Source organism: Rhodopseudomonas julia, from assembly GCF_030813515.1.
GTDB lineage: Bacteria > Pseudomonadota > Alphaproteobacteria > Rhizobiales > Afifellaceae > Afifella > Afifella julia.
This window is the reverse complement of the sequence record NZ_JAUSUK010000002.1, coordinates 1,268,551-1,293,351: the sequence shown is the minus strand read 5'-3', so window position 1 is coordinate 1,293,351 and position 24,801 is coordinate 1,268,551. Positions and strand designations below refer to the sequence as shown.

Annotated in this window: 19 protein-coding genes and 1 tRNA gene; 13 read left to right on the top strand and 7 right to left on the bottom strand. The window is 60.8% G+C overall.

What is annotated here, in order from left to right:
* Positions 1-172: 172 nt before the first annotated feature.
* Positions 173-1,957 carry an aspartate--tRNA ligase gene (aspS, locus tag J2R99_RS15335; RefSeq protein ID WP_307155267.1) on the top strand — a complete coding sequence of 595 codons (1,785 nt, stop codon included), beginning with the start codon at positions 173-175 and terminating at the stop codon, positions 1,955-1,957.
* 115 nt (positions 1,958-2,072) lie between these two features.
* Here aspS and J2R99_RS15330 read toward each other — a convergent pair whose 3' ends face one another.
* From J2R99_RS15330 to J2R99_RS15320, 3 genes are all read right to left on the bottom strand, one after another.
* Positions 2,073-4,049: an aq_1923 C-terminal domain gene (locus tag J2R99_RS15330; RefSeq protein WP_307155266.1), complete on the bottom strand. Its 1,977-nt coding sequence runs from the start codon at positions 4,047-4,049 to the stop codon at positions 2,073-2,075.
* A 101-nt stretch (positions 4,050-4,150) separates the two neighbouring features.
* On the bottom strand, positions 4,151-5,284 hold the full coding sequence (locus tag J2R99_RS15325; RefSeq protein WP_307155265.1) for an aq_1923 C-terminal domain: 1,134 nt from the start codon (positions 5,282-5,284) through the stop codon (positions 4,151-4,153).
* Positions 5,285-5,387: 103 nt separating this feature from the next.
* Positions 5,388-7,238, bottom strand: coding sequence for a PHA/PHB synthase family protein (locus J2R99_RS15320; RefSeq protein ID WP_307155264.1), 1,851 nt, complete (start codon positions 7,236-7,238; stop codon positions 5,388-5,390).
* 96 nt (positions 7,239-7,334) lie between these two features.
* Here J2R99_RS15320 and J2R99_RS15315 point away from each other — a divergent pair, with 96 nt between their 5' ends.
* From J2R99_RS15315 to recJ, 5 genes are all read left to right on the top strand, one after another.
* A complete protein-coding gene (locus J2R99_RS15315) occupies positions 7,335-7,811 on the top strand; it encodes a hypothetical protein (RefSeq protein WP_307155263.1) in 477 nt (158 codons plus the stop codon).
* 61 nt (positions 7,812-7,872) lie between these two features.
* The gene (locus J2R99_RS15310; RefSeq protein ID WP_307155262.1) at positions 7,873-9,090 is read left to right on the top strand and encodes an LL-diaminopimelate aminotransferase; all 1,218 of its coding nucleotides are present in this window, start codon (positions 7,873-7,875) and stop codon (positions 9,088-9,090) included.
* A gap of 30 nt (positions 9,091-9,120) precedes the next feature.
* Positions 9,121-10,437, top strand: a complete 1,317-nt coding sequence (locus tag J2R99_RS15305) for a homoserine dehydrogenase (RefSeq protein WP_307155261.1) — start codon at positions 9,121-9,123, stop codon at positions 10,435-10,437.
* Between the two features lie 26 nt (positions 10,438-10,463).
* The gene (glpX, locus tag J2R99_RS15300; RefSeq protein WP_307155260.1) at positions 10,464-11,453 is read left to right on the top strand and encodes a class II fructose-bisphosphatase; all 990 of its coding nucleotides are present in this window, start codon (positions 10,464-10,466) and stop codon (positions 11,451-11,453) included.
* A gap of 126 nt (positions 11,454-11,579) precedes the next feature.
* Positions 11,580-13,397 (top strand): single-stranded-DNA-specific exonuclease RecJ, encoded by a 1,818-nt coding sequence (gene recJ / locus J2R99_RS15295; RefSeq protein WP_307155259.1) that lies wholly within the window; start codon positions 11,580-11,582, stop codon positions 13,395-13,397.
* A gap of 16 nt (positions 13,398-13,413) precedes the next feature.
* On the opposite strand, the gene J2R99_RS15290 is transcribed toward recJ, so the two are convergent.
* Entirely contained in the window at positions 13,414-15,204 is a 1,791-nt protein-coding gene (locus J2R99_RS15290) for a B12-binding domain-containing radical SAM protein (protein ID WP_307155258.1), read from the bottom strand.
* A 214-nt stretch (positions 15,205-15,418) separates the two neighbouring features.
* Here J2R99_RS15290 and J2R99_RS17770 point away from each other — a divergent pair, with 214 nt between their 5' ends.
* Positions 15,419-15,742, top strand: coding sequence for a YARHG domain-containing protein (locus tag J2R99_RS17770; RefSeq protein WP_370872382.1), 324 nt, complete (start codon positions 15,419-15,421; stop codon positions 15,740-15,742).
* Positions 15,743-15,792: 50 nt separating this feature from the next.
* On the opposite strand, the gene fghA is transcribed toward J2R99_RS17770, so the two are convergent.
* Together fghA and J2R99_RS15280 are read right to left on the bottom strand one after the other, a co-directional pair.
* Complete coding sequence (gene fghA, locus J2R99_RS15285; protein ID WP_307155734.1) at positions 15,793-16,632, bottom strand: S-formylglutathione hydrolase; 840 nt, start codon at positions 16,630-16,632, stop codon at positions 15,793-15,795.
* A 26-nt stretch (positions 16,633-16,658) separates the two neighbouring features.
* Entirely contained in the window at positions 16,659-17,786 is a 1,128-nt protein-coding gene (locus J2R99_RS15280) for an S-(hydroxymethyl)glutathione dehydrogenase/class III alcohol dehydrogenase (RefSeq protein WP_307155257.1), read from the bottom strand.
* 196 nt (positions 17,787-17,982) lie between these two features.
* Here J2R99_RS15280 and J2R99_RS15275 point away from each other — a divergent pair, with 196 nt between their 5' ends.
* The 4 genes from J2R99_RS15275 to J2R99_RS15260 all read left to right on the top strand — a co-directional run bounded on the left by J2R99_RS15275 (position 17,983) and on the right by J2R99_RS15260 (position 22,157).
* Positions 17,983-20,007, top strand: coding sequence for an acetyl-CoA carboxylase biotin carboxylase subunit (locus J2R99_RS15275; RefSeq protein ID WP_307155256.1), 2,025 nt, complete (start codon positions 17,983-17,985; stop codon positions 20,005-20,007).
* A gap of 91 nt (positions 20,008-20,098) precedes the next feature.
* Positions 20,099-21,346: a class I SAM-dependent methyltransferase gene (locus J2R99_RS15270; protein ID WP_307155255.1), complete on the top strand. Its 1,248-nt coding sequence runs from the start codon at positions 20,099-20,101 to the stop codon at positions 21,344-21,346.
* Positions 21,347-21,365: 19 nt separating this feature from the next.
* Positions 21,366-21,650: an acylphosphatase gene (locus J2R99_RS15265; RefSeq protein WP_307155254.1), complete on the top strand. Its 285-nt coding sequence runs from the start codon at positions 21,366-21,368 to the stop codon at positions 21,648-21,650.
* Positions 21,651-21,725: 75 nt separating this feature from the next.
* Positions 21,726-22,157, top strand: coding sequence for a hypothetical protein (locus tag J2R99_RS15260; protein ID WP_307155253.1), 432 nt, complete (start codon positions 21,726-21,728; stop codon positions 22,155-22,157).
* 17 nt (positions 22,158-22,174) lie between these two features.
* Here the strand turns inward: J2R99_RS15260 and lipB are convergent, their stop codons facing one another.
* On the bottom strand, positions 22,175-22,936 hold the full coding sequence (lipB, locus tag J2R99_RS15255) for a lipoyl(octanoyl) transferase LipB (RefSeq protein ID WP_307155252.1): 762 nt from the start codon (positions 22,934-22,936) through the stop codon (positions 22,175-22,177).
* Between the two features lie 185 nt (positions 22,937-23,121).
* Between lipB and J2R99_RS15250 the strand changes: the two genes are divergently transcribed.
* Both J2R99_RS15250 and mgtE read left to right on the top strand, forming a co-directional pair.
* Positions 23,122-23,206, top strand: a tRNA-Leu gene (locus tag J2R99_RS15250).
* 101 nt (positions 23,207-23,307) lie between these two features.
* Entirely contained in the window at positions 23,308-24,717 is a 1,410-nt protein-coding gene (gene mgtE, locus J2R99_RS15245; protein WP_307155251.1) for a magnesium transporter, read from the top strand.
* The last annotated feature ends 84 nt before the right edge of the window (positions 24,718-24,801 follow it).

Below are 24,801 nucleotides of genomic sequence, written 5' to 3'. Positions count from 1 at the left end.
TTTTGGCAGTTCGCGGGACAGTTCCAGCCCACCATCCAGCGGGGCGTATCGCAGCTGCGGTCTAGCCAATCTGAAGCGCCCGCTCCCTTGACACACGCCCGTGCTTCTGTGCTTCTCCGGCCGAATTTGTCCGTTTCGGACCACTGTCTCAAAACCCGAAAGAAGCGGTAACATGCATCGCTATCGTTCCCACCATTGCGGCGCGCTTCGCGCCAGCGATGTCGGTGAAAATGTTCGTCTCTCCGGCTGGGTCCACCGCGTGCGCGACCACGGCGGCCTGCTCTTTATGGATCTGCGTGATCATTATGGTCTGACGCAGATCGTTGCCGATCCCGATTCGCCCGCCTTCACGAGCGCTGAAAAACTGCGTGCCGAATGGTGCGTGCGCATCGACGGCCAAGTGAAGGCGCGCGCCCCGGAAGTCGTCAATCCAAATCTGCCGACGGGCGAGATCGAGGTCTTTGCCAACGAGATCGAGATCCTCTCCGAAGCGCCGGAGCTGCCGATGCCGGTCTTCGGCGAGCCGGAATATCCAGAGGATACGCGCCTGCGCTATCGTTTTCTCGATCTGCGTCGCGAGACCCTGCACAAGAACATCATGAAGCGCTCGGCCGTCATCTCGCGTCTGCGGGAGCTAATGGGCGGGGTAGCCTTCAACGAGTTCCAGACGCCGATCCTCACCGCCTCGTCGCCCGAAGGGGCGCGCGACTTCCTGGTGCCGTCGCGCATCCATCCGGGCAAGTTCTACGCGTTGCCCCAGGCGCCGCAGCAGTTCAAACAGCTGATCATGGTCGCGGGCTTTGACCGCTACTTCCAGATCGCTCCCTGCTTTCGCGACGAGGATCCGCGCGCCGACCGTCTACCGGGCGAGTTCTATCAGCTCGACATCGAGATGAGCTTCGTCACGCAGGACGATGTCTTCGCGGCGATGGAGCCAGTGATGCGGGGCATCTTCGAGAGCTTCGCTGACGGTCGCGAGGTGACCCAGGTCTTTCCGCGGATCCCTTATGCCGATGCCATCCGCAAATACGGGACCGACAAGCCGGACCTCAGAAACCCGATCGAGATGCAGGCGGTGACGGAGCATTTCGCAGGCTCCGGCTTCAAGGTTTTCGCCGGCATGATCGAGCGTGACCCGAAGGTTGAAGTCTGGGCGATTCCGGCACCTGGCGGCGGCTCGCGGGCCTTCTGCGACCGGATGAATTCCTGGGCGCAGGGCGAGGGTCAGCCCGGCCTCGGCTACATCTTCTTCCGCAACGAGGCGGACAAGCTGACGGGTGCCGGCCCGGTCGCCAAGAATATCGGTGAAGAGCGTACCGAAGCGATCCGCAGCCAGCTCGGCCTCAAAGAGGGCGACGCCGTCTTCTTCGTTGCCGGCAATCCCAAAATCTTCGCGGATTTCGCGGGCAAGGCGCGTGACCGGGCGGGACGTGAGCTCAATCTCATCGACGAGAACCGTTTTGCTCTCGCTTGGATCGTCGATTTCCCGATGTACGAATGGGACGACGAGGAGAAGAAGGTCGACTTCTCGCACAACCCGTTCTCCATGCCGCAAGGCGGTCTCGAAGCCCTCGAGACCAAAGACCCGCTGACGATCCCGGCCTATCAGTATGACTGCGTCTGCAATGGCTACGAGATCGCCTCTGGCGCGATCCGCAACCACAAGGCGGAGATCATGAAGAAGGCCTTCGCGATCGCCGGTTATCCTGAAGAGGTGCTGGAGGAGAAGTTCGGCGGCATGCTGCGGGCGCTCCAGTACGGCGCACCTCCGCATGGCGGCATGGCGGCAGGCATCGACCGCATCGTGATGCTTCTCGTCGGCGCGAAGAACCTGCGCGAAGTGACGATGTTCCCGATGAACCAGCAGGCGCTCGATCTCTTGATGGGTGCTCCGTCCTCCGTCACACCGAAGCAGCTCCGCGAGCTCTCCATTCGCGTAACTGCGCCGCAGGACTGACGTCAGGAGCCGCCAAAAGGCGGCTCTCTCGGCTCCACAACATTATCCGAGGTTAGGGAGGTCCTTTCGCGCAGGCAGATGAGCCGGCCGGAAAGGATCCTGACTGGACGTCCACCTATTTGATGAGTGGGCGTTCCGGCGCCGTCTCGCTTGTCTCCAATGACGCGCCGAGCAATTTGAGTAGGGCTTCTGGATCGTCTTCTACGTCCACCAGAGCCGACAAGGGCAGAGGTGCTCGCGGTGCCAGCGTCAGGACGAGCGTGTTCCCATTTTCCAGGAAGTCTTTGAGAGGGCCCGCCAAGAACTGAGCGACCTTCGGCGGAGCTGCGGTGCCGATCAGGAATGGCAGTGCTCCAACAATTTGCTCTTTGTACTGGTCGGCTGGCTGGCCCTGCTTCTCCGCGGCAAAGGCGAACGACCGATCGATCAGGGAGTGGTCGGTGAGCGCGACGGTCATTTGCTCCAGGCGCAATTTCGACAGAAGCGCGAAAAGCGGCGCGGGGTCATCGTCATTCTCGAACTGCTGCATCATCAGATCGACGACCCACTCCTCGGTGATGCCGGTAAGCTTCGCCCCGATCTGCAATCCCGCTGCGTCCGCGATCTCTGAGGCTGTGGTCGTCTCAAGGCTTCCATCCTCGCTAAGCTGGCTCGCACCGTCGAGGTTGATGTGAAGCCCGTCATATCCAAGCTCGTCGAAGAGAACGGCCGACTTTGGGTCTCGCCGCAAAAGGGTGCCCGGCACGAAAAGATCGGAAATTTTGAACTCCCCCCGCTCAGGCAGAAGACGATCCGAAGGAACGCTCTTCGTTTGTATACGATCGACAGAGACAGCCATAAGCCGGCTCTGGCCGACGACTAGCCCCTCCATGTCGAGGCTGCCGATCTGCGGTGCCATCTGGAAGGGAAGAGTGGCAAAAGCCCGTCTCTCTTCCTCCGTCAGGGAACCAGTCTCGGCCCCTTCCAGGGCGGCAAGACTCTCCGAGCTTGGCAGCGGAAAGACGAGATCTGCGAGCGCAAAGCGGTCGAGTTTGATGTAGGCACCGGGAAAATCCGACAGAAGACCCGTTCCCCAGGCTCGTTCGAAACCATCTCTTGTGAGGTTCGACACACCGATCTCGGCAATTTCTGTGCGCCCCGCCTCTTCTCCGGTCTTTTCTGCGACCAGGCGGTGCATCTTGAATTCGCCGAGCCGCATCGCATCAAAGAAGGTCGTGAGGGCTTCCATGACCTGCCGGTCGTCGGTGTCGCCGTCGGTCCCACGATCCGCCTCTCGCATCGCCTGCTCGAGGGTCTCGATATAGGGCTGGTCCGGACGCCGGGTCTCAATGCCCGCCAGGTTCATATCATCAATGGAGACCCGAACGCCTTTCTCGGTCGTGATGCTGAAGCCGGCATAGGAGATCTCAGCAAAGGCATTCTGCCATTCGTCAGACCCGTCGCTGGCTGATCCGGTGACATCATCGGAAAGCAGACGCAGCACGCTGTTAAAATTTGTCTCCTCGACGCGCACCGAGGCGACGCGGGCAGTGGACGGATTGTCCCCCTCCGTGCGCATCGTGATCGGACCTGCCGCCGAATGGGCGATAACGCCGTCCTTCCAGTCGCGAAGCTCAAGCCCCTCATAGGTAACGCTCTGCTTACGCGATGTCGTCAGGCGCGGCAGGACAACCTGATGCAGCTTCGGAATCTCGGCGTGTTCAACCGACACTTCCGAAAGATGCTGATACAGCGTTCGCAGCGAAGAGAAGGGGCGGTCCTGGTCAAAACTCAGATCCGCGAGGCTCGGCACGTCAATTCCGGTGACGGAAAGGACCGGTGCATCGACAGACACATCTTCACCGACAACACTCAGGCCCGACCCCTGGATGCTATCGGCCGACAGCCCTCCTGCATTCTCGCGGGGCTGGTCCAGCCGCAGCTCATCGAAAGTGACGTCGAGCGGCGGCTCGGTGCGAACGAAATGCACATCCGTTCCCACGACCACGTCGTCATCGCTCGTGATCTTGCCGACGCTGGCACTCCAGCCTGGAACGCCGTCGAGCTCGCTCACGAGGTCACGGAACACCTGCTCGCCAACCGGATCTGCCACGGCCCCGCTCGGCGGCAGCACCGCCAAAGCCAAAAGAAGCGGCGCGCGAACAGAAAATGAACAACGCATAGAACTGTCTCTCGGCTCTGACGGGTCTGGAGTTAGCGGTTTTGGTTGGCGGTGACCGAGACGTTCAAGACATCCGGAAGGGTCTGTGGGGCGGAGCCTGCAATCTGCAGGATCTCGGCACCGGACATGGGCTTATCCGGGGCGATCGCGACCGTCAGCGACTGCGGATCACGCAGGAAGGTGCTGACAGCATCAGAGACCTCTTTCTGGAAATCGGCATTCTGCATGGCGCTCAGCATGAAGGGGAGCGCGGCAGCCAGCTGCTCAGCATATTTGTCGCCGTCCATGCCCTGCTGCTTGCCGAAATAGTCGAGAATGCGCCCCGTCAGCGAATCGTCTTCGTAGCGCAGCGTGAAGTCAGACACATTCATCGTGGCAATGCCCGCCATCGGCTGGGCCGCCGCATCCGCCCCAGGCATGGCGACGTTGCCGAGATTGCCATCGATCATCAAGGTGCCACCGTCCTTAAGGGTGAGTGACATCTTGTCGAGCTTCAAATCCTGGCTTTCAGGATCACGTGAGCCGGCCCATTCGATGTCGAAAGCGAGCTCGTCGTAGCCGAGATCGGAAGGCTTCATCTTCTGGTCGGCCGGAACATAGCTACCGGGGACAATAAGATCCTCGACGCTGCCCTGGCTCGTCTGCGGCACGCCGTCGACGATATCCTCGCTCGTCATGGTGAAGCCTGACACCGTGACGGGCTCGCTGCGGTCTTCCGGCGTAATGCTGACGTCGCTGCCGACGAGGCGATGGAACAGCAGACCCGGCGTTTCCTGCTCAGCTTCCGCTTTCTCACCGAAAGTTGCTTCTTCTAGCCTCACATTGCCGATCGTGCCGGTCGCATCGCCGGAGAGAGAGCCGCCGTCGAAGACGATTTCGTCGGCCGTGTACCCGTCGTCTTCTTGGGCCACGCCGGTGAGGGTCACCTCATCGAATGCAATCACGGTGCCGCCGTCCTTCGGCGTCAGGGTGAGGCCGTTGATGGCGACCTCATCGCCACCGCCCGATACCTCGCCCTCATGGGAGACCGTCATCTTGCCGCCCTGTGACAAGGTCGCTTCGAGCGAGCGGGCGACCGCCTCTGCATCCTGAGCGAAAGCCGTGCCGGTGAGGCTTAGAAAACCGGCAGCGAGCGCCGGGATGACCAGGGGAGTTTGAACGCGCATAGTTGTCCTTCGCGGTATGGAATCATGCGGCGCATGATGATGCGCCGTTTGCCGAGGGCAAGGGCACGCTCTCACATCGGGTCGCGACGACAATACGGCAAGGTCAGCACTTCATTTTGACGTAGGAGCCCGGAGCGTCCTCGAGCGCCTGGAGCTTGCCCCCGCCGATCTCGCGGGCGTCGACACGTTTGTCGTCCAGCGTCTCGATCCAGCGCTGCCAATCCGGCCACCAGGAACCAGGCTTCTCCTCGGCCTTCTCCATCCAGGATTCGATGTCGCCATTGGCATCGCCATCGATCCAGTATTGATATTTGTTCTTCGCCGGCGGGTTGATGACGCCCGCGATATGACCAGAGCCGGTGAGGACGAAGCGCACGGGTCCGCCGAAAAACTGGCTGCCAAAAAACACCGAGCGTGCCGGCGCGATGTGGTCCTCTTTGGTGGCGAGATTGTAGATGGGGATCGTCACCCGGCTGAGATCGAGCATCTTATCACCGATCTTCATGCGCCCCTGAGACAGGTTGTTCTCAAGATAGCAGTTGCGCAGGTAGAAGGAGTGGTTCGCTGCGGGCAGGCGCGTGGAATCGGAATTCCAGTAGAGAAGGTCGAAAGGCAGCGGCTCTTTGCCGAGCATGTAGTCGCTCACGAAATACCGCCAGATGAGATCGTTCGATCGCAAAAGATTGAAGGCCGTCGCCATCTTCGAGCCGTCGAGATAGCCGCGCTCGGCCATGTCTTCCTCCAGCGTCTCGATTTGCTCTTCGTCGGCAAACAGTTTCAGATCACCCGAATAGGTGAAGTCGACCTGGGCGGCGAACATCGTCGCACTGGCGATTCGCTGCTTGCTGCGTCCCTTTGCGAGGTAGGCGAGGGCGACTGCGAGAAGGGTGCCGCCGACGCAATAGCCGATCGCATTCACCTTGCGCTCACCGGTAGCGCGTTCGACGACGTCGAGGGCATAGAAAATGCCCTCCTTCATATAATGTTCGAAGGTCTTGTCCGCGTGCCGCCGATCGGGATTGACCCACGAGACGACAAAGACCGTGTGTCCCTGTTCGACCGCCCAGCGGACGAAACTCTTCTCGCTGTTGAGATCGAGGATGTAGAATTTGTTGATCCATGGCGGCACGATCAGGAGCGGTCGCTTCAAGACACTCTTTGTCGTGGCCTCGTACTGAATCACCTGGCAGAGCTCGTTCTGGGCAACGACCTTCCCAGGCGTCGTGGCGATGTTCTCGCCGATCTTGAATGCTGTCGCATCGGTCTGGCGCACACGCAGCTCGCCTTTGCCGGCGGCGATATCTTCCGCCAGCATGTGCATGCCTCGCACCAGATTCTCGCCGTTGCTCTCTGCGGTCGCGCGGAGCACCTCGGGATTGGTCATGGCGAAATTCGAAGGCGACAGCGCGTTGGCGATCTGTTGCACATAAAAACGCGCTTTCTGGCGTGTGTGCGGATCGACGTCTTCGGCATCCGAAACAAGGTCCTCGGCCCAGCGCGAGGTCGCAAGGTAGAGTTGTTTCAAGACGTCGAACATCGGGTTCTGCGACCAGTCCGGGTCTGCAAAGCGCTTGTCGGGAACAGCGTTTTGCTGCGTCTCCGCGCCATCGCCCATGGCTTTGCGCAGGCCGTTGTTCCAGATCGACAGATATTGTGCCCAGAGCTTGGTCTGCGCTTCGATGGTTCGAGCCGGATCCGACATCCAATATTGCCCGACATGGCTGATCGTCTTCATCACCTCAGCCGTGTGCTCGGCCAGCTGGTCGGCCCCTGTCTGTCCCGTTTCGCGGGGGCGCAGATAGGCCGCGAGCGCCTTTCCGCCCTCCTCGAAGGCGCGAGCCATATTGCGGGCAAAGACTTCCGGATCGGCAGCGATGTAAGAGGTGGGCAGCGGCTTGTCCGACCGTTCCTCTGTGACATCCTCCCGCTCTTTGCGTGATTTTTTCTCCGCCATCCTGACACAATTACCTTATTAGGGGTGATCCGAGCGCCTTATGCGATATAGCACAGCAGCCGCCTCCTTCGAACTCAGCAAGGCCGAGAGCGTCAATTGCGTTTCCTAGCTCAAAACTGTCGTCATAGTCGCCTGCGTCCGATCGGCGGATGGAGAGGGCTGGGCGTTGCTGCCGTCGCACTCTTCGCGCTCACTGCCTGCGAGAGCCCTGCGCTCACGGGACTCAAAGAGAGCAGCACGCCGCCGAAAAGGCCGAGCGATCCTCAAAAGGCGGCGGCATTCGATCACACCGTCGCAGATATCCGTGCGCGCGCTGCCGCCGAAGATGCGAACCCTCGGGAGTTCCCGGGTGTGTTCGACACGGCCGTGCCGCCGAGGATGCTCGTCAGACCGACCCGCAACGTCGCCGCGCTGAAGGCGGAGCTTGAACAGATTGCTGCCGCGCGTCGTGGCGCCAATGGCCGCAAGCAGCAAGAACTCACTGCCCGCGAAGCGGAATTGCGGCGCCTTGTTCAGCAAAATCAAAAAGAGACGGCTGAGAAAATTCGCGAAAACTCTGCAAACATGCAATAACGTGACGGCAGCGAAGCTGGAACGGCGAACCCAGTCTTCGATTGCAAATGGATGAAGGACAATGGACGAATTTCACAAGATCAAGCGGTTGCCACCCTATGTTTTCGAGCAGGTCAACAGGCTCAAGGCCGCCGCTCGAGCCGGCGGCGCCGACATCATCGATCTTGGTATGGGCAATCCGGACCTTCCGACGCCGGCCTTCATCATCGACAAGCTGATTGAGACCGTCCAGAAGCCGCGCACCAATCGCTATTCGGCCTCCAAAGGCATTCCGGGACTTCGACGTGCACAAGCGGCCTATTACGAACGCCGCTTCGGTGTGAAGCTCGATCCGGAACGCCACGTCGTGGCGACTCTTGGCTCCAAGGAAGGCTTCGCCAATATGGCTCAGGCCATTACCGCGCCGGGCGATGTCGTTCTCGTTCCCAATCCGAGCTATCCGATTCACGCCTTCGGCTTCCTGATGGCGGGCGGAGCGATCCGTCACGTGCCGGCCGAACCGGGCCCGGAGTTCTTTCACGCGCTGGAACGGGCCGTGCACCATTCCATCCCGAAGCCGATCGCCGTCATTCTTTGCTATCCGTCCAATCCGACGGCGCATGTCGCGGATCTCGAATTCTACCGCGACGTCGTCGCCTTCGCTCGCCGCAACGACATCTTCGTTCTCTCCGACCTTGCCTATGCGGAGATTTATTTCGACGACAATCCGCCGCCGTCGGTTCTGCAGGTGCCGGGGGCGATGGATGTGACCGTTGAATTCACGTCGCTGTCCAAAACTTTCTCGATGCCCGGCTGGCGAATGGGCTTTGCCGTCGGCAACGAGCGGCTGATTGCAGCGCTTGCGCGGGTGAAGTCCTATCTCGACTACGGTGCGTTCACGCCCATTCAGGTGGCTGCGGCAGCAGCGCTCAATGAGGACGACAGCCCGGCCGATGAAGCGCGAGAGATCTACAAGAGCCGGCGCGATTGCCTCGTGGAGTCGTTCTCGCGTGCAGGGTGGGACATTCCGGCGCCTGCGGCATCGATGTTCGTATGGGCGCCCTTGCCGGAGCGCTTTCAGGGCGTGAGTTCACTCGAATTCTCTAAGCTCTTGATTGAGAAGGCAGATATTGCTGTCGCTCCGGGCATCGGGTTCGGCGAACATGGCGACGGCCACGTCCGGATCGCACTCGTGGAAAACGAACAACGCATCCGTCAGGCGGCGCGAAACCTTCGGCGTTTTCTTGCCACGGCCGATGAAACGTTGCACAACGTCGTCCCGCTCAAGGCGAAGGCCTGACAATTACCAATTCTCTCCGGGAAGGCATCCATGGATCAGCCGCTCAGGCTCGGACTGGCCGGGTTGGGCACGGTCGGCACATCCGTCATACGGCTTCTTCGAGATCATGAAGAGGCGCTGACGGACCGTGCCGGACGACCGTTGCGGCTCGTCGCCGTCTCCGCGCGCAACCCGAACAAGGACCGAGGCATCTCGCTCGACGGGCTCAGCTGGCACAGCGATCCCGTCGCGCTGGCGTCATCACCGGACATCGATTGCTTCATCGAGTTGATCGGAGGCGAAAACGGCGTCTGCCGTGAGGCGACGCGCGCCGCTCTCGATGCCGGCAAGTCGGTGGTGACCGCAAACAAGGCGCTTCTGGCAAAGCACGGGCTGGAACTCGCTGCCGCTGCCGAGACTGGCGGCGGCGTACTCGCCTTTGAGGCGGCCGTCGGCGGGGGCATCCCGATCGTCAAGGCGCTGCGAGAAGCGCTCGCCGGCAATCGCATCACGCGCCTTTTCGGTATCTTGAACGGCACCTGCAACTACATCCTGACGCGCATGGAAGCCGAAGGGCTGAGCTTCGAGCAATGTCTCGCCGATGCGCAGGAGCTCGGCTATGCGGAGGTCGACCCGAGCTTCGATATCGACGGTCTGGACGCGGCGCATAAGCTTGCCATTCTCACCTCTCTGGCGTTCGGAGTGGAGCTCAACAAAGACGCGATCTTCGTGGAAGGCATCGCCTCGATCACGGCCGAGGATATCGCAGCCGCTGAAGAGCTCGGCTACCGCATCAAGCTTCTCGCCGTCGCCCAGGAAACGGATAGCGGCATCGAGCAGCGCGTGCATCCGACAATGCTGCCGAAAAACTCGCAGCTCGCGCGGATCTCCGACGTCACCAATGCGGTCGCCGTCGAAGGCGACTTCATCGGACAGGTCGTCCTGTCAGGCCCGGGAGCTGGTGGTGACGCAACAGCGTCTGCCGTCGTCGGCGATATCGTCGATTGCGCTCGCGGCTTCCGCGCGCCGCCTTTCGGGCGGCCGGTCGCGAGCCTCAAACCTTATCAGCGGGCCCAGATGCGGGCCCATGCCGGCGGCTATTATCTGCGCTTGTCGGTGCCTGACCGCGTCGGCGCCTTCGCCGCGATCGCGCGCGCTATGGCAGACGGCGGCATCTCGCTCGATTCAATCGTGCAGAGAAATCGGCCTGCGGGCGCTGCGCCACGCGGCAACCCCGACGATCTGCGTTCTGTGACCATCATCACCCACGATACGACCGAGCAGGCCGTGCGTGACGCATTGGGCCGTATCGAGGGGGAGGGTGACATCGTCGGCCGGCCCCAAATGATCCGGATTGAGGCGCTTTAAGCGCCAACATTTTGAGGGAGGGCTAAATGGCCGATATCGATTTATCCGCGATGGACCGAGTTCTGACGCTGGAGCTGGTGCGCGTGACCGAGCGCGCAGCCGTTGCGGCCGCCATGATGCGTGGTCGCGGCGATGAAAAGGCGGCCGATCAGGCTGCTGTCGACGCGATGCGCAACGAACTGAACCGCCTGTCTATTCGCGGCCGTGTCGTCATCGGAGAGGGCGAACGCGACGAGGCGCCGATGCTTTTCATCGGTGAAGAGGTCGGTAACGGAGACGGCCCCGAAGTGGACATCGCTCTCGATCCTCTCGAAGGCACGACGATCTGCGCGAAGAATCTTCCCAACTCTCTCGCCGTCATTGCGATCACGCATCGCAATGGCCTGCTGAACGCGCCTGACGTCTACATGGACAAGCTCGCCATCGGCCCGGGCTTTCCGGAAGATTTCATTGAGCTCGATATGCCGCCCGCGGAGATCGTGCGCCGCATCGCCAAGGAAAAGGACGTCCGTCCGCATGAGCTTACGGCATGCATTCTCGACCGGCCGCGTCATCAGAAACTGATCGAGGCGGTGCGTGATACGGGTGTGGCCATCCGCCTGATCGGTGACGGCGATGTGGCGGGCATCATTCACACAACAGATCCGGAGACGACCGGGATCGATTTTTACATCGGCTCAGGCGGTGCGCCTGAAGGTGTTCTGGCCGCAGCCGCTTTGCGCTGCATGGGCGGACAGATTTGGGGCCGTCTCACCCTCGATACGGACGAGAAGCGCGCACGAGCCGAACGCATGGGGATCAGCGAGCCGCGCAGGATCTACTCAAAGCTAGATATGGCGTCAGGCGACGTTCTGTTTGCAGCCACCGGCGTGACGGATGGCAATCTCCTGCAGGGCGTAAGCTTCCGCCGCGGTGTTGCCATGACCCACACCATCGTCACCCGCTCGCATACGGGCACGCAGCGATGGGTGCGCGCCAAGCACATTGTGGAAGATAAGTTCGAGTTCATCGACTGATCCACGGCATTTGCGCGAAACCTTCGATCCTGGACCACTGCGTCGCCGTAGAAAAGGCGGGGACCGTCGTCGCTACCTCGTGGCGCGGTGGTAGTAGGGGGCCGGTTGCTGCCGCATAATGCCCAGATGTGGGGTCGACCCGAATCATCTCGTAACCTTGAAGCGCCGGGGGTCTGTCTCGGCGTCGAAGCGTCCCTGAAGGGGCGGGCCTGGCGCATGCGCTTGGATGCGCGTGGTGAGGCGGCGGCGACGGCTCTCGCGCAACGCACCGGCTTGTCCGAGAGCATCTGTCGCGTCCTTGCCGGGCGCGGCATCTCAGACGACGGGGCGAAAGCGTTTCTGAGTCCGTCGCTGAAGACAGACATGCCGGACCCCTCCTGTCTCATGGATATGGATCTGGCCGCAAAGCGTCTCGCGGATGCCGTCGAGCGTCGCGAGAAAGTGGCAATCTTCGGCGATTACGACGTGGATGGCGCCACCTCGGCAGCCCTTCTTTCAGACACGCTCTGCGGGCTGGGGCTCACGCCCGAGATCTACATTCCCGACCGGCTGATCGAAGGCTATGGGCCGAACCCGGAGGCGATCGACCGTCTTATCGATGCCGGTGCAGAGCTGATCGTCACGGTCGATTGTGGCGCGACGAGCTTTGAAGCTCTGGAGCGCGCACATGCGCGCAGCGTCGATGTCGTTGTTATCGACCATCATCAGATGGGGCTCGATCGACCGAAAGCCGTCGCTCTCGTCAATCCCAACCGGCAGGATTGTCTGTCGGGCCTCGGACATCTCGCAGCCGTCGGTCTCGTCTTCATGACCTCCGTCGCCCTCCTGCGGGAATTGCGCCGCCGTCGCTACAATGGCGCTCTGCCGGATCTCCTTTCTGGCCTCGATCTCGTCGCCCTCGGCACGATCTGTGACGTCGTTCCGCTGACGGGTCTCAACCGGGCCTTCGTGACCAAGGGTCTCGTCGCGTTACGCCACGGGGGACGTCCGGGACTGCAGGCGCTGGCCGCAGCAGCGCGCCTCAAAGGACCCGTCGAAACCAGCCATTGCGGCTTTCTCCTCGGACCGCGCATCAATGCCGGCGGACGCATCGGTGAAGCCGGTCTTGGCGCGCGGCTCCTGACGACGCGGGACGCCGCCGAAGCCGAAAGCCTTGCCGCCACGCTCGAACGCCTGAATTCGGAACGCCAGGCGATCGAGGCTGACGCCGTCGCTGACGCCTGCGCGCAAGCGGACGCGGCCATCGCTCGGACGGGAGAAACACCGTCCATTCTCGTCGTGGTCGGTGAGACCTGGCATCCGGGCGTCGTCGGTCTGGTCGCCTCGCGTCTCAAAGAGCGTTTCCAACGCCCAGCCCTCGCCATCACCTTCGACGGTCCGAGCGGGAAAGGCACTGGGTCAGCCCGTTCGATCGCGGGCGTCGATCTCGGAGCCGCTGTTCGTGCCGCGCTTGGTGCGGGGCTTCTGGAAAAAGGCGGTGGTCACAAAATGGCGGCGGGTGTGACCGTTCTCAGGGAAAAGCTTGACGCGCTACAGAGCTTTTTGACTGCAGAGTTGGAAAGATCTGTCGAAACAGCCCTCATCGACGATTGCTTGGAGATCGACGGCCTCGTCACCGCCGATGGGGCGAGCCAGGAGTTCTTTGCCGAGATTGAAAAATGCGGCCCCTATGGTGCCGGGCACCCGTCGCCGGTCTTCGTATTGCCCGCCCATCGCATCGCCTATGTCGACACCGTCGGCAACGGGCATATCCGTCTCGAGCTTCGCTCCGGCGGCGGAGGAAAGATCAAGGTGATGGCGTTTCGCGAAGCCGAAACACCGCTCGGCCTTGCCCTTCTGTCGGCAAGAGGGGAGGCGATGCACATTGCGGGCACGCTCTCGCTCAACCGCTGGGGCGGACAAGAGAAGGTGGAAATGAAGCTTCTCGACGCAGCCCCGGCCTAAAAGCCAACGCGCGAGATCAACCTGTGTTCGCCAGCGGGTCTGCCTCGTTCGATGCCAGAATGTCTCTCTGGCGTCGTTCCTGCGCCTGCCGTCGCGCCTTTTCCACTGCGGCCCGCGCCTGATCATTGAGCGCGAACATCTCCAGCGTCTCCGTTTCCGCGTCGATGACCGGCGTGATCGCAAGATCGCTGTAGGATTTCGCCTCAGGGTCACGTGCAATGCGTTTGCGCATCCGGTGGATCTTCCAGGCATAGGCGCCGAAGCGCAGATATTTTGCGGCGCTTTCGGCAAGATAGAGAGGATAGAAGACAGCCGCTGCCGGCCGTGGCATGTCGGGGCGCCTTTCAAGACGGTCCTTGCGGCGTAAATAGCCGCATTGCTGCGGATGGACGCCTTCGAACTTCGGCGCCCCATAAACCTGCAGAACGGAGTGCCAGATCTTCACCGGCTTGATGCCGTAGGCGACGTTGCGGCGCATGATCCGCTCGACATGCTCGTCTGTGTAGTACCAGTCCCAAATGTCGCGATAGGCCCGCTGCCACTCATCGGCGCTCATCCTGGGATGCCCGATAGTCACCGATTCCAGATCGTATTTGTTGAGGTCAGGATCCATCCAGGTGCCGGCCTCGACGCCGTTCTTGTGATCTTCCGAGCCTGGCAGCGGTGTCAGCATGGTGAATTCGAGAACGTCGACCGGCAGCTCGCGCTGTACGATTTCGATATCGCGCTTCAGTGTCTCGGGCGTGTCACCCGGCAGCCCCATAATATAGCCGGCATAGGTGATGACGCCGGCCGACTTCCACGCCTGAAACATTTTTCGGTATTCGGTGATCCGGTTCTGGTTCTTCTTCATCTGAAGAAGGTTTTCGGCATTGACGCTTTCCAGCCCGACGAAGACGAACCTGCAGCCGGCCCGGGCCGCCTTTTCGACGAAGCCCGGGATCTTGTGCGCCAAGGTGTCGACCTGAATGAGGAAGTCTATGCCACATCCCTCGGCGCGCAGCGCGATCAAGCGATCGAAAATCGCCTCCCAGTTCTTGTTGCGCGCAAAATTGTCATCAGTGACGAAGAAGCGCCTGATCCCGTCCGCGCGGTTCTTCCGCACGAACGCTTCGATATCGTCGGCGTCACGCCAGCGGCTCTTGCGGCCCTGGACGTTGATGATCGTGCAGAACGAGCACTGAAACGGACAGCCGCGCCCGGCATCGAAGGAAGAGACGACGCCGTCATAGCGCTTGACGAGCCGCTGCGGCAGATAGGGCGTCGTCTGGCCCTGCAGATTAGGAAGGTCGTCCATGTAATTGTAGATCAGCCGCGCTGCGCCGTTATCGACGTCGCAGAGCAAGCTGTCGAAATGCTCTTCGGCCTCGCCGGCGAACAGGATGACGCCGAGATCGAGCGCCTCCTGAAGTTCCGGCGACAATTCCTTCAGCATCGCGAGAGAGCCGGAAACATGAAAGCCACCGATGGCGACCGGCACGCCCGCAGCTCGAAAACGCCTGGCGAGGGCCATTGCCCGCGGGAACTGGTTGGACTGCACGCCGACGAGACAGACGAGACCGGAATGCCCCGATTGCCCGATCTTCGCGGAGATTTCCTCCACCGGCACCCGGATATTCATCTCGTCATAGGCATTCACCTCAATTGCAACATCCGAGCCGAGCACTTGCTGCTCGGCGCTCGCACGCGCAATGGCATTGAGGCAGGCGAGTGAATTGGATGGAATCCACGCCTTCCACCACTGGATGACATAACCATCCTTATCGTAATGCGACGGCTTGATGATCTCGATATGGAATGTGCGCACGAGCCCCTCCCTCTACGACATTCGCACAAGACATAGCATGATATCATTTGCCGGTCTCGTGGAGAGACAGTAAGAGCATCAATAAACGCAGATGTTTTCAAAATTATAGTACTGTATAGTCCGGAATAGTTCTTGAGAAAAAAAGGCGGGCGGTTTCAGTCTGAGGATTTGCCTTTTCAGACCGCTCGACGAACCGCGTTGGAGGCTCGCGTCTATGTTGAAGTTCCTGTTGCCAATAGGGTTTCTGATCGCACTCGGCGGTGGTGCGCGAGCCGATTGCTTCGATGGGCTTGGTTGCACCGACACGCATCGTTTCGAGCAGGGCGCCTTACGCTCGATGCGGTGCAGTGATCTCTGGTATATCCGCAACAGGATTTTCGACGAGAATGGGTATTGCTTCCGCACTGCGCGCGGGCAGGTAAACTTCGACAATTCTGACTGCTGGGAGCGAGATCAAAGCCGCGTCAGAATGAGCGCGATCGAGCGAGGGAACGTCGAGGCGATCATTCGCGCCGAGCGTGCGCTTGGCTGCCGATAAAGGCTGCCAGATGCGCACGCATTGAGGAGAGGGCTCGTTTGCACACGCCCTCAGCCCTTCAGGCGCTTGGCATGCCAGGTCAGGTGATCCTCCATGAAGGTGGAGATGAAATAATAGGAATGATCGTAGCCCGGCTGCATACGAAGCGTCAGCGGGATGCCTCCTGCGGCGCAGGCCTTTTCGAAGAGCTCCGGCCTAAGCTGCTCAGCCAGAAAATTGTCACCCGTTCCCTGGTCGACGAGAAATTCTGAAAAGCGCGCGCCGTCGGCGATCAACGCGCAGGCGTCATACGGCCTCCAGCTCTGCTCATCGCTCCCGAGATAGGTAGGCAAGGCTTTCTGGCCCCATGGCACCTCGATCGGCGCCACGATCGGCGCAAAGGCCGAACATGCTCGGTAGCGTCCAGGATTTTTGAGCGCCAGCGTCAAAGCCCCATGCCCGCCCATCGAATGGCCCAAGATCGATTGTCGCTCGGTATCGACGGGAAAGTTCGCTGCAATCACCGCCGGAAGTTCGTCCCGGACATAGCTTTCCATGCGGAAATGCTGCGCCCAGGGTTCTTCCGTCGCGTCGAGATAGAAGCCTGCGCCCTGACCCATGTCATAGGCGTCGTCATCAGCGACGCCCTCTCCTCGGGGCGACGTATCTGGACAGACGACGATCAGGCCGTGCTCGGCCGCCGCGCGGCGGTATTCGCCCTTCTCCATGACGTTGGCATGGGTGCAGGTGAGCCCTGACAGATAGGTGACGATGGGGCAGGGCGCGACCTTCGCCTGCGGAGGAACGAAGACGGCAAAGGTCATCTCGGTTCCCGTCGCTTCAGAGGCATGGCTGTAGACGCCCTGCGTGCCGCCATGAGCGGCCCAGGTCGAAATGGTCTCCACGGAGATCTCCCTTAGCTGCGGCGACGAACGCCTCAATAGACGACGACGCTGCGAATCGATTCACCCGCATGCATCAGATCGAAGCCGCGATTGATGTCTTCGAGGGACAAGAGGTGGGTGATCATCGGGTCGATGTCGATCTTGCCCTCCATGTACCAGTCGACGATTTTGGGAACATCGGTCCGCCCCCTTGCGCCGCCGAAGGCCGTGCCTTTCCATGTGCGGCCGGTCACCAGCTGAAACGGCCGCGTAGAAATTTCCGCGCCTGCCGGCGCTACGCCGATCACGATCGACTGACCCCAGCCACGATGCGCGGATTCGAGCGCCTGGCGCATGACCGTGACGTTGCCGGTGCAGTCGAAGGTGTAATCGGCCCCGCCGATCTGGTCTGCGCCGCGCTTCGTCAGGTTGACGAGATAGGGGACGAGGTCCTCGCCAATCTCCTTCGGATTGACGAAATGGGTCATGCCGAAGCGCTCACCCCATTCCTTCTTGGAATTGTTGAGGTCGACGCCGATGATCATGTCGGCGCCGACCAGCCGCAGCCCTTGAATCACGTTGAGGCCGATCCCGCCGAGACCGAAGACGATGGCCGTAGCGCCGGGCTCGACTTTCGCCGTGTTGACGACGGCACCGACACCTGTCGTCACCCCGCAGCCGATGTAGCAGATCTTGTCGAATGGGGCGTCCTCGCGCACCTTCGCGACCGCAATCTCCGGCAGCACCGTGAAATTCGCGAAGGTGGACGTGCCCATGTAGTGGTGCAGTGGCTTGCCATCGATCGAGAACCGCGACGTGCCGTCGGGCATCAATCCCTGGCCCTGCGTGGAACGGATCGCCGTGCAAAGGTTGGTCTTGCGGGACAGGCAGGAGGGGCATTCGCGGCATTCCGGCGTATAGAGCGGAATGACGTGGTCGCCCTTCTTGACGCTTGTGACGCCCGGCCCGACATCGACCACCACGCCTGCACCCTCGTGCCCCAGAATTGACGGGAAGAGTCCCTCGGGATCGGCGCCCGACAGAGTGAATTCGTCGGTGTGGCAAATTCCGGTCGCCTTCACCTCGACGAGCACTTCGCCCTCTCTCGGGCCCTCGAGCTGAACGTTCGTGATTTCAAGTGGTTTGCCGGCCTCGAAGGCCACCGCGGCGCGCACATCCATATTGCGATCTCCTCAAAAGTCTGCTGGTCCATTTGCGAGGCAATTGTGCCACGACAAGCCCGTGCCGCATGGATGACATGCATTTTCGCGCGCAAACCACTTTGACCCGGAGCCACGCTTGCGCTCTTTTCGCTTGTCGAGGCGCGCCTTGCTCACATAAACGGGCACCACCGCAAGAGGGGGGAAGTTTTTTCGAATGTTCCGTAAGATATTGATCGCCAATCGCGGCGAGATCGCCTGCCGCATCATTCGTTCAGCCCAAAAGATGGGAATCGCCACTGTTGCGGTCTATTCGGAAGCGGACCGAAATGCGCTGCATGTGGAAATGGCGGACGAGAAAGTCGCGATCGGCCCGGCGCCTGCCGCTGAAAGCTACCTGAAGCTCGACAAGATCATCGAGGCCTGCCGCCAGACCGGCGCCGAAGCCGTTCATCCAGGCTACGGCTTCCTGTCAGAGAATGCGAACTTTGCGAAGGCTCTCGCGGAGGCGGGAATCGTCTTCATTGGCCCGCCGATCGGCGCGATCGAAGCGATGGGCGACAAGATCACCTCCAAAAAAGTCGCCAAGGATGCCGGCGTGAGTGTGGTGCCCGGCCATATGGGCCTGATCGAAAGCGGCGATGAGGCCGTACGTATCTCTGCCGAGATCGGCCTGCCGGTCATGCTGAAGGCATCTGCCGGCGGCGGCGGCAAGGGAATGCGTGTCGCCTGGAACGAGCAGGAAGTGCGCGAAGGTTTCGATCTCGCGCGGCGCGAAGCCAAGTCCTCCTTCGGCGATGAGCGGATTTTCATCGAGAAGTTCGTCGAGCAGCCGCGCCACATTGAGATCCAGGTCCTGGCTGACAAGCACGGCAATGTCATCCATCTGGGCGAACGGGAATGCTCCATTCAGCGGCGCAACCAGAAGGTGATAGAAGAGGCGCCATCTTCCTTCCTTGATCCCGAGACGCGCGCCGCTATGGGCGCTCAGGCATGTGCCCTCGCCGCCGCCGTCGGCTATGAGACAGCCGGCACCGTCGAGTTCATCGTCGACCGCGACCGCAACTTCTATTTCTTGGAAATGAACACCCGTCTGCAGGTGGAACATCCGGTGACCGAACTCGTCACGGGTCTCGATCTGGTCGAGTTGATGATCCGTATTGCCGACGGCGAAAAGCTCCCGCTTGCGCAGAAAGACGTCGTTCTGAAGGGGTGGGCGATCGAAGCTCGTCTCTATGCCGAAGATCCCTTCCGCGGGTTTCTCCCATCGACCGGCCGCCTGCGCCGCTATCGACCCCCGGAAGACGCAGCGCGCGAAGGCACCATCATCCGAAATGATACGGGTGTCGTCGAAGGCTCCGAGATCACTCTCTTTTACGATCCGATGATCGCCAAACTCTGCACCTACGCAGAAGGTGAGGGGATGGCCGCTCGCGAAAAGGCGATCGACGTGATGTCGGATGCGCTCGATGCGTTCACGATCACCGGCATCCGCAACAACATCGCATTCTTGAGCGGTTTGATGGCGCATCCGCGCTTCCGTCGCGGCGATCTCTCCACCGCTTTCATCGCCGAGGAATATGGCAAGAACTTCGAAGGCGCCGAAGCGAGCGACGAGGATCTGCGGATTCTGGCGGCGATCGCCACCTGCGTTCAATTGATCGAGCGCGTTCGCCTGGACGATCTCTCGGGCCGCCTGCGTCCTCATCCCGGCACCATTCGCCCGGATTGGGTGGTCCTGATCGACGGAGAGGCGGTCGACATCACCATCACGTCGGGAATGCCCTCGATTCCGTTCGATGTCGAAATGATCGTCGACGGCATCGAGCATCGGGTGATGACGGCGTGGAAGCCGGGTGATCTTCTGTGGCACGGGATCGTCGACGACAAGGAGGTGTTCGCCCAGATCGAACGCCGGGGTGCTGCCTTGCGTGTCGAGCGTCGCGGCGTCGCCCGAATGACCCAGCTTATCCGTCCATCCGTCGGCGAGATCTATCGCCATATGCCCGAAAAGGCGGTGAGCGAACTCGACAACCGCCTGGCCTGCCCGATGCCGGGTATCGTTGTGTCTCTTCCAGTTGAAGAGGGACAAAAGGTCGAGGCCGGTGAAACTCTCGCCACCGTCGAAGCAATGAAGATGGAGAACGTCCTTCGGGCCGAGCGTAATGTCGTCATCAAGAAGATCTGCGCGGCTCCGGGCGACGTGGTGGCCTTCGATCAGGTGCTCATCGAGTTCGAGTAAGTCGCCTGAATGATCACAACCGGGAGGGGGTTTCACTCGTCAGATTGCGCGCGATAAAATTGGGTGTGACAAAAAGGGAGACTTTTCCCCGATGTGGCTCCTGAAAAGCATCCTTCGACAATTCGTGCGCAATGGTCGGCTCACTCTGATCGACGCAGAAGGTCGCGAGCATCTTTTTGGCGGCAAGAAGCCCGGCCCGGTTGTGACCATGCGCCTGCATGATCCGAAACTCCATTGGCAGCTAGCGATGAATCCGGAGCTCGTTGCTCCGGAAGCCTACATGGACGGGACGCTGACATTCGAAAACGGCGCCACCGTCCATGAATTCTTGAGGCTCTTCTCGATCAACCAGGATTACCTCTCGGCCCATCCGGCACAGACGGTTGTCAATACGGGCTATCGCGCTCTGAGACGCTGGCATCAGAACAACATGCCAGGGCGATCAAAGCAGAACGCCAAACATCATTACAACGTCAAGGAGGATGTCTACCGCCTCTTTCTCGATGAGCGGATGCAGTATTCCTGCGCCTATTGGCGTGATCCCGAGAACGAAACGTTGGAGGACGCGCAGCTTGCAAAGCTGCGCCATATCGGAGCGAAACTTCAGCTCCGGCCCGGAATGAAGGTCCTGGATATCGGCTCCGGATGGGGAGGTCTTGCGATCTTTCTGGCCGAAACCTTCGATGTCGAGGTCATGGGCGTCAATCCGGCAACGGAGCAGCTCGCGGCGGCGCGCCGATGGGCTGAAGCAAAAGGCCTCTCCGGCCGCGTCAAATTCGTGGAGAAGGATTACCGCGAAATCGAAGGCGAATTTGACCGCATCGTCTCAGTCGGAATGTTCGAGCATGTCGGGTATCGCTTCTACGACGCCTACTTCCGCAAGGTCTTCAGCTTGTTGAAGCCTGACGGCTTCATGGTGCTGCACTCCATCGGCCGCATGTCACCGCCGGGAATAACGGGCCCCTTCCTCAACAAGTACATTTTCCCGGGAGGCTATGTGCCGGCGATATCGGAAGTTTTTGCTGCCACGGAACGCAACAGGTTGTGGGTGTGCGATGCCGAGGTGCTCCGTCTCCACTACGGGTATACGATCAGAGAATGGTACAATCGCTTCCAGGCCAACCGCGACAAGGCGATCGAATTGATGGACGAGCGCTTCGTCCGGATGTGGGAATTCTATCTTGCGGCGGTGGAACTGGGCTTCGTGCACGGCTCCAACATGGTCTTCCAACTCATTCTGGCACGCCAGAGGGATGCCGTGCCGATCGTTCGGGATTGGATCGAAGAAACCGAGAAGCAACTGCGCCAAGGCTCACTCTTGGTCGACGCAGCGCAATGACCTCAAAGGCACAGTGACCGTGGCAGAAAAGACCGTTCGAGTGGTGATAACAGGACGTGTTCAGGGTGTATCTTACCGGGCGTGGACCAAGGGGAGGGCGAATGATCTCGACCTTTCCGGCTGGGTGGCGAATCGGAGCGACGGAGCGGTCGAGGCTGTATTCACGGGTTCGGTCGACCAGGTGGACGCGATGCTCGCAGCATTGCGCTCAGGCCCGGCTCTGGCTTCGGTCGATGCCGTCCAGGTGATTGGCGAGGAGGAGCCACAGAGCGGTCCCTTCCGCGTGGAATATCTTGATCGTTAACTTTGATTTAAAGTTGATTTAGCGCGTCAACCCTTCGTTAAGATATGCTGGCGCCGGCAAGGCGAACGGGTTGGGATGATGCCGTCTTCTACAGGCCCACGGCTGCGTTTGGCGCTCTTCTTTGGCCTCGCGATTGGTACAGTCGCGACATCTGGTGTGGCGTTCGGCAGACCATTGGACGGCCAGAATGCAATGCTCGCCGCGGATCATTCCAGCGACAGAATTGCCAATGTGCGCCTGCATTTCATGCCAGAGGACGATCCCCGCGACGGGCATGTGAAAGTCCTCCTGACACCGGAAAGCCGTCCGCTGACTTTTTTTGAAGCGCGTCAGGCTGTGCAACAGGCCTTTTTGGCGACGCTTAAGGAGCCGGGATTGCCAAGTGACCTGACGCGGGTGTCCGTGACGGTGCAACTGGCGCCATCAGGAGCCGAGCGAGTGCAAAGCCGCACCTACCTCTACATTCGCAAGACCGCCGAGACCTGGACGGTCATGGCTTCACCGTAAACCGCGTCGCTTCCTCTTTACGGGGTGCGGGCGAGGGGGCCGAAAACCTCCTCGAAGGCCTCGATGAGAGCCCGATCTGCGTCAGCCATATTCGCAGACATGCCGAGATCCTTCAGGCTCGTCACGCCGTAACCCGTGATGCCGCAAGGTACGATTCCGGAGAAGTGCTCAAGGTCTGGCGCCACGTTGAGCGATATGCCGTGAAAGGTAACCCAGCGGCGGACCCGCACGCCCAGTGCCGCGATTTTGTCTTCGGCCGGTGAACCGTCAAAGAGCGGCGGCCTGTCCGGCCTTTGAACCCAGATTCCGACGCGCCCGTCCCGGCGTTCTCCGTTGACGCCGAAACGCGCCAGCGCCGAGATCAACCACGCCTCCAGGCTGCGTACGTAGACTCGGATATCCCTTTGCCGCCTTTCCAGGTCGAGCATCACATAGGCGACCCTCTGACCCGGGCCGTGATACGTGTATTGTCCGCCCCTGCCGGTCTTGAAGACCGGAAAACGCTCAGGCGTCAGCAGGTCCTGAGCGCGAGCGCTCGTTCCCGCGGTGTAAAGGGGGGGATGTTCGAGAAGCCACAGGCATTCGGGAGCCTCTCCGGCACGAATCGCGGCAGCGCGCTCATCCATGAAGATAAGCGCGTCCTCGTACGGAATCGGTTCATGTGAAATCCGCAACTCGACCGGCGTATCTGCCGGCTCGGGCCACAGGCTTTCACTCGGTTTCTCGCGTTCAGCAGGAGAATCGATGCCCCACGCGGGGGCTTCAGGCAATGACGTCATGGCGGTTCACATAATCCTCGGCGCAGACAAAGGCGAGGGGCGACGACCGCGTCGCACGCGCAGGCCTATCCGGGCTCCCAGGCCGCGTCATTTTGGGAAAGCGCATCTTGTAGCGAGACTGGCCTTGTTTCGGCTCCGACCATTTGCTACATGACCGCGCGCTGGCTTGACCGGCGCAGCATTTCGCGGTCGTGGCGGAACTGGTAGACGCGCAGCGTTGAGGTCGCTGTGGGGCAACCCGTGGAGGTTCGAGTCCTCTCGACCGCACCAATTCAAAAGGTGGCTTCGGCCACCTTTTTTATTGTCTGTAACATCGGCGTTTCTGGCCGGCTCCGCTGGACCCGGCAGGGCCGCAGCCCTAAAGACGTGCGATGCAGACAGATACGCTCCCACGCGAAGACGAAGAGACGGTGCTTCCGCAAGTTCGCGACGAGGAAGGCTCGCTGAACGGCGCTTACCTCGCAGCGGTCTCTGAAGCGATCGAGACGAGCGACGCCGAGCGGCTGCACATTCTGATCGGCGATCTGCACGAATCAGATCTCGGCGACGTTCTGCAGGCGATCAGCCGCGAAGAACGCGAGGCGCTGATCGCCCTCATGGGCGGCGATTTCGACTGGACGGCACTGACCGAGGTCGACGAAACCGTCCGCGACGAGATTCTCGAAACGATCCCCAATACAGCGATCGCCGAAGCCGTCCGCGAGCTCGATTCGGACGACGCGATTGGCATTCTTGAAGATCTGGCGGACGAGGATCGCGAAGAAATCCTCGCGGCCCTGCCGCTCGCGGAACGCATCAAACTCGAGCGAAGCTTCGACTACCCGGAGGAGTCCGCCGGGCGGCGGATGACAACGCGCTTCATAGCCGTGCCGCCCTTTTGGACTGTGGGACAGACCATCGACTTCCTGCGGGAGGACGATCGACTTCCCGACGATTTCACCGAGGTGTTTGTCGTCGATCCACGCTTCTGTTTCCTTGGGACGGTTCCTCTCGATCGCCTGCTGCGCACCAAGCGACCCGTGCGCATCGAAGACATCATGGGCGAGGTCACCCATTCGGTCTCCGCGACTGACGACCAGGAAGAGGTCGCTCGTCTGTTCGAGCGCTACAACCTCCTGTCCGTCGGCGTCGTTGACGAAAGCGATCGGCTCGTCGGCGTCATCACGATTGACGATATCGTCGACGTGATCGAGGAGGAGGCCGACGAAGATATCAAGCGGCTGGCGGGTGTCGGCGATGAAGAGCTGACGGACACCTTCGTCAGTGCCGTGCGTTCGCGCTTCATCTGGCTCCTCCTCAATCTTGGGACAGCCTTGCTTGCTTCGATGGTGATCGGTCTTTTCGATGGCACGATTTCGCAGATGGTGGCACTGGCCGTGCTCATGCCGATCGTCGCCTCGATGGGCGGCAATGCCGGCACTCAGACGATGACGGTGGCCGTCCGGGCGCTGGCGACACGTGACATCGAAACCATCAACCCGATCCGCTTCATCTCGAGGGAAGCTCTCGTGGGTCTCGCCAATGGCGTGCTCTTCGCAATCATCATAGGCGTTGTGGCGACGTTGTGGTTCTCCAGCACCCAACTGGGCGGTATTATCGCCGTCGCCATGGTCATCAACATGGTGGCTGCGGGGCTTGCCGGGATTCTCATTCCGCTTGCCTTGGAAAAAGCCGGGGCCGACCCCGCGATCGCGTCTTCCGTCTTCGTCACCACCGTCACCGACGTGGTGGGCTTTTTCGCATTTCTAGGCCTCGCCGCATGGTGGTTTGCGATTTCGTGACGGCGCGGCGGCCACGCAGAAAAAAAAGATTGCTGCGAGGCCGGGCTTCCAGGGTGCGGCATTAACGACCGATAAAGGCTAACC